This window comes from Streptomyces sp. NPDC050636, assembly GCF_040654775.1.
In the GTDB taxonomy this organism is placed as follows: Bacteria; Actinomycetota; Actinomycetes; order Streptomycetales; family Streptomycetaceae; genus Streptomyces.
The window spans coordinates 1-5,225 of sequence record NZ_JBFAIP010000194.1 but is presented as its reverse complement, the minus strand read 5'-3'; the positions used below and the strand labels follow the sequence as shown (position 1 = coordinate 5,225).

General features: G+C 71.1%; 5 protein-coding genes. 3 read left to right on the top strand and 2 right to left on the bottom strand.

All coding sequences use genetic code 11. The annotated features are described in order from the left end of the window. The coding region (locus tag AB0I10_RS40140) for a cation:proton antiporter (RefSeq protein ID WP_363157690.1) at positions 1-1,275 on the top strand (1,275 nt) is incomplete at its 5' end. Between the two features lie 82 nt (positions 1,276-1,357). On the opposite strand, the gene AB0I10_RS40135 is transcribed toward AB0I10_RS40140, so the two are convergent. Further along, positions 1,358-1,447, bottom strand: coding sequence for a K(+)-transporting ATPase subunit F (locus AB0I10_RS40135; protein WP_363157689.1), 90 nt, complete (start codon positions 1,445-1,447; stop codon positions 1,358-1,360). 252 nt (positions 1,448-1,699) lie between these two features. Between AB0I10_RS40135 and AB0I10_RS40130 the strand changes: the two genes are divergently transcribed. Continuing rightward, entirely contained in the window at positions 1,700-2,575 is an 876-nt protein-coding gene (locus AB0I10_RS40130; protein ID WP_363157688.1) for an alpha/beta hydrolase, read from the top strand. Between the two features lie 11 nt (positions 2,576-2,586). Further along, entirely contained in the window at positions 2,587-3,303 is a 717-nt protein-coding gene (locus AB0I10_RS40125; RefSeq protein WP_363157687.1) for a MerR family transcriptional regulator, read from the top strand. Here AB0I10_RS40125 and AB0I10_RS40120 read toward each other — a convergent pair. Next, positions 3,218-5,225, bottom strand: a 2,008-nt coding sequence (locus AB0I10_RS40120; protein ID WP_363157686.1) for an ATP-binding protein, incomplete at its 5' end; no start/stop codon positions are given. The genes AB0I10_RS40125 and AB0I10_RS40120 overlap by 86 nt on opposite strands.

The following is a 5,225-nucleotide window of genomic DNA, read 5'->3' as shown; positions in this document are numbered from 1 at the left end:
GCGTCCGCCGTCACCCCAATAAACACCACCAGGGCTTTCTGCGGGGGCGGGGTGCGGCCCAGCACCGACCCCGTCGCGGTGACGGCCCTCGGGCGCAAGATCGCGCTGCCGCCGCGCATCCAGGTGCTGGTTCAGTCCGAAAGCCTCTTCAACGACGCCACCAGCTTGGTGCTCTTCAAGGTCGCGGTGGGCACCGCCGTCGCCGCGAATGCGGTGACCCTGCCGGCGGCCGGCGGGCAGTTCCTGCTGCTGGGCGGTGGCGGGGCAGTGGTCGGCGGGGCCGTCGCGGGTGCGGTGGCGCTGATCCGGCGGCGCACCGAGGACCCGATCCTGGAGACGGTGATCGCCCTGGTCACCCCGTACGCCGCATACATACTCGCCGAGGACCTGCACACCTCCGGCGTCACCGCGGTCGTGGTCGCGGGGGTGGTGCTCGGCAGCACCGGCCACAAGCTCACCAATGCCACCATCCGACTCCAGGTGCACGCCGTCTACGGCACGGTGGTCTTCCTTCTGGAGAGCATCATCTTCGCCCTCATCGGGCTCGAACTTCCCACTCTTGTCCGCCAGTTGACCGCGGGCGAGCACAGCTGGCCGCTCGGTGTGCTCGCGGTGGCCGCCACCGTGATCGCCGTACGGCTCCTCGGCGTCCTCCCCCTCTCCGCCGTCATGCAGCGCCGCCGCGGAAACGGCACGGTCACCTGGCGCATACCCGCGGTCGTCTCCTGGGCCGGCACCCGCGGCGTAATGCCGCTGGCCGCGGCCCTGTCCATCCCCCTGGCCGCCGACGACGGCAGCCCGCTGCCGCACCGCCCGCTGATCCTCGTCCTGACCACCGGCGTCGTCGTCTTCACACTCGTCCTGCAGGGCTTCACCCTGGCCCCGGTCGTCCGCTGGTCCAAGATCGCTCTGGAACCGGAGCACACCGCCCGCGAAGAGGCCCGCGCCCGCGCCGGCCTCGCCCAGGCCGGGCTGGACTGCCTCGATGAACTCGAAGCCATCGAGGCCGCGCCCGTCACCCTCATCAACCAGCTACGCCGCGGCCTGCTGGCCCGCCTCGACCAGGCCGACGCCGACCAGGACGACAACACCGCCCCGTCCTCCTCAGTTTCCGCCACCGGCTACCGGGAACTACGCCGCACCGTGATAGCCGCCGAAACCGCGAAACTCCAGCGCCTGTACGCGGACAACCACATCAGCGACATCACCCGTCGCCGGCTGCAACGCAGGCTGGATCTGGAAGAAGCCGGACTCGGCGAGGACTCGGCAGACTGAGCGGATCTGACCCGGTCCGTAGCGCCTCCGCCCTCCCGGCTACCCGGAGGACGTGGCACACCACCGCCTCTGAACCACCACCTCAGAACCGGTCCGGGAACTTGACGACGAGCACCAGCAGCCCGACCAGCGCCGCCGCCACCAGCACGCCCACGGTGCGCTCCACACTCACCACTCCACCGCCGGAATCATCACGCCGCGCATCCTCAGGGACCTCCTCGTTCTCACCGCGCCCCCGTCCGTCTCCACCGTGGCGGGCGGCGTGGCACCGTACGCATACCGGGGCCGGTTCCCTAACGGAACCCGAACGGCACGAGCGGCACGAGCGGCACGTACGCCACCGGCCGGTCACACTCGCGTCGTCCCGACCAGTCAGGGGGCTCGGCTTGACCTTGCCCCTGCGTCAGGGTTGGACGCTCGTCTCATGAACGCCTCGCACCAGGCCCCCTTGGGCCGCTTCTACGACATCGACGGCCGCCGCCTGTTCCTCCACCGCTCGGGCACCGGCGGCCCCGCCGTCGTGTTCCTGCCCGGCGCCAGCGCCGTCGGCCTGGACTACCTCAACATCCACGACCGGGTCTCCGCGTTCACCACCTCCGTCCTCTACGACCGTGCCGGCACGGGCTGGAGCAATCCGGCTGATCTGCCGCGTCCCCTGGCCGAGGTCGCCGTCGAGCTGCGGGAGCTGCTGCGTGCCGCCGCGGTGCCCGCCCCCTATGTGCTGGTCGCGCACTCCCTCGGCTGTGCCTACGCCCGCCGCTTCGCCCAGCTCTTCCCGAAGGAAGTGGCGGGCGTGGTCCACCTCGACGGATTCCACGAGGACTGGGAGACCTATATGCCGCCGCTGCGGCCGCAGAAGGTCCCGGGCACGCTCGCGTTGCGGCTGATCTGCCTGCTGACACGTGGCATGTACCGACGGATGTTCGCGTCGTGGCCATGGGAGATACGCGCGCCGCTGATCGCCCACCACCTCACCGTGGCGGCACAGCGGGCGGGTGCCCTGGAGCGCAGCAACCAGCCCGACTGGCGCGACGAGATCAAGGCCGCAGGCTCGGTCCCCGACATACCTCTGATCGCCATGACCGCACTCGGCGTCGACCCCGGCATGCGTCTGATCATGTCCCCGAAGGCGCTGCGCCGGTTGTACGCGGGCAAGCGGCGGCTCTACGACGCCCTCGCCGCGTCGGTGCCGCACGGTGAGCACCGCGTTCTGCACAAGGCCCGGCACAGTACGCTCCAGGTCGACGCGGCGGATGCCGTCACCCAGGCCGTCCACGATCTGTGGCGGCGCGCGTGCTGAAAGGGACATCGGTGCTCACCATTGGCCAGCTCGCCGCCCAGGCCGGGGTGACGGTGCGGGCCGTCCGCCACTACCACCAGCGCGGCCTACTGGCCGAACCCGAGCGCGATGCCTCCGGCTACCGGCGCTATGCCGCCCAGGCCGTGGTGGACCTGATCCGGATCAAGACCCTGGCCGATGCCGGCGTGCCCCTGGCCCGTATCGACGAGCTGCTGCATGCCCTGCCCGAGGCGTTCGCCGACGCCATCGCCGACATCGACCGGACGCTGACGAGGAAGATCCACGATCTGGCCGACCAGCGCCGCCGGATAGCCGAACTCACCGCCGGGGAGCGGCTGTTCCTGCCCGTCGAGGTCACCGAGATCCTCGACCGGCTGCGTGCCCTCGGCGCCGGCGAGCGGATCGTACGGATCGAACGCGACGCCTGGATCATGCTGGTGGCGCTGTCGCCGGAGTCGGTGCCGGACTGGGTCGCCGGGAAGAACGCGGCCTTCGAGGACCCCGAGTTCCTGCACCTCTACCTGGCCTGTGACCAGGCGCTGGACTGGGACCCCGACGACCCCCGGCTCCCCGAGCTGGCCACCGCCATGCGAACGTGGAAGGCGCGCCAGCCGGACCACCGGCAACCCGCGCAAGGGACGCTCAGCCTGATGGACACTCATGTCGTCGGCTCGTCGCCGGCGTGGCAGCGACTGTGGGAGCTGCTGTCTGCAAGGCCCGTGGGCTGATCCCCTCGGGGTCCGGTGCGGCCGGCAGGGAGACGACCATCGTCAGGCCGCCTCCTGGGGTCTCCTCGGGGGTGAGGGTGCCGCCCATCGCCTCCGTGAGACCACGGGAGAGCGCGAGGCCGAGCCCGAGGCCGGTGGTGTTGTCGGTGTCGCCGAGACGCTGGAACGGCTCGAATACCCGGTCCCAATCGTGGAGTTGGATGCCGGGGCCGCGGTCGATGACCCGCAGCTCCACCCGCCCGGCCAGTGCGCTGGCACCGATCGTGACCGGGCGCCCGGCGGGTGAATGGCGTACCGCGTTGGACACCAGATTGGCGAGGACGCGTTCCAGCAGTGGCGGGTCCGCGAGCACATCGGGGGTGGTCTCCAGCCCCCGGGTCACTACGTGCACAAGTGCCTGCGGGGGTGCGTCGGGCAGGGTGTCCAGGGCGGTGGGGAGTACCTCGGTGAGGGCGATGGGCTCCAGGTGCAGGGTCACCGCACCGGCCTGAAGTCGGCTCATGTCGAGGAGGTTGTCGACCAGGCGGCTGAGTTTGGCCAGGGATTCCTCGGCGGTGGCGAGGAGTTCCTCGCGGTCCTCGGGTGAGAAGTCCACGTCACGGCTGCGGAGTGAGCTGACCGCGGCCCAGCAGCCGGCCAGGGGCGTGCGCAGGTCGTGGCCGACTGCGGCGAGCAGTGCGGTGCGCATGCGGTTGGCCGCCTTGACCGGCTCGACCTCGGCCGCGGCCTCGGCGAGCCTGGCGCGTTCGACGGCCGCGGTCAGATGCGCGGCGAAGGCGGTGAGCACGCGGTGCTCGGACGCGGGCAGCCGGCGGCCGCTCAGCACCAGCACACTGTCGTCCCCTATCGCGACCCTAGTCTCGTAGTCGGACACCGGGCCACCTTCGGCACCGGGATCCGTCTCTCCGCCTCGCGGCCGCAGTTCGATGCTGTCCATGCCGAAGGTCTCACGGGTGCGTTCCAGGAGGGCGGGTACGGCCCGGTCCCCGCGCAGGATGCCACCCGCCAACGAGGTCAGGATCTCGGCCTCCGCGGTCGCCCGGGCGGCCCGCCGGCTCAGCCGCAACGAACGGTCGACGATGGCGGCGACCGTGACGGCGACAATCGTCAAGGCGGCCTGGGCGACGACGATATTGGCCTCGGCGAAGGTGAAGTGGCCGACGGGTGGAATGAAGTAGTAGTTCAGCAGCAGCGAGGTCGTCACGGAGGCGAGCAGCGCGGAGACCACACCGCCGATGCAAGCCACGCCCAGCACCGTGAGGAGGAAGAGGAGCGCCTCGCTGGTGAGGTTGAGCGCTAAGGGGCCTGAGACGGCACGCAGCACCAGGGTCAGCAGCACGGGCAGCACGAGGCCGGCCACTGGACCGGCCACACGCCGCGGGCGCGGCAGACCGCTGCCGAGGGCGGTCCGGCGTCTTCCCTGGCCGGCGTGTTCGTGCGTGACCGTGTGGACATCGATGTCACCGGAGAGCTCGACGACCGTCTCTCCCACGCCGCGGGGCGTCAGTACGCGCAGCAGTCTGCCGCGGCGGCTGGCTCCGACGACCAGTTGGGTGGCGTTCTGGGCCCGGGCGAAGACCAGGAGAGCGGCGGCCACATCGTCACCGACCACCGAGTGGTAAGTGCCCCCGAGACTCTCCAAGAGCTGCCGCTGTCCGGCCAGCGCGGCGGGCGAGGAGCCGGCCAGTCCGTCGCTGCGGGTGATGTGGACGGCCAGCAGGTCGCCGCAGGAGCGGTCCACGATCCGGGCGGCCCGCCGGATCAGAGTCGCGCCCTCCGGCCCGCCGGTGAGCGCCACCACCACCCGTTCACGGGTCTCCCACACCCGGCCGATGCTGTGCTCGTCCCGGTACTTGCGCAGTGCCTCGTCCACCCTGCCCGCCACCCACAGCAGCGCCAACTCCCGCAGCGCGGTGAGGTTC

Bases quoted from the DNA above. Each gene is read 5' to 3' on its own strand.
- AB0I10_RS40130 (WP_363157688.1), top strand. From the start codon at position 1,700: ATGAACGCCTCGCACCAGGCCCCCTTGGGCCGCTTCTACGACATCGAC.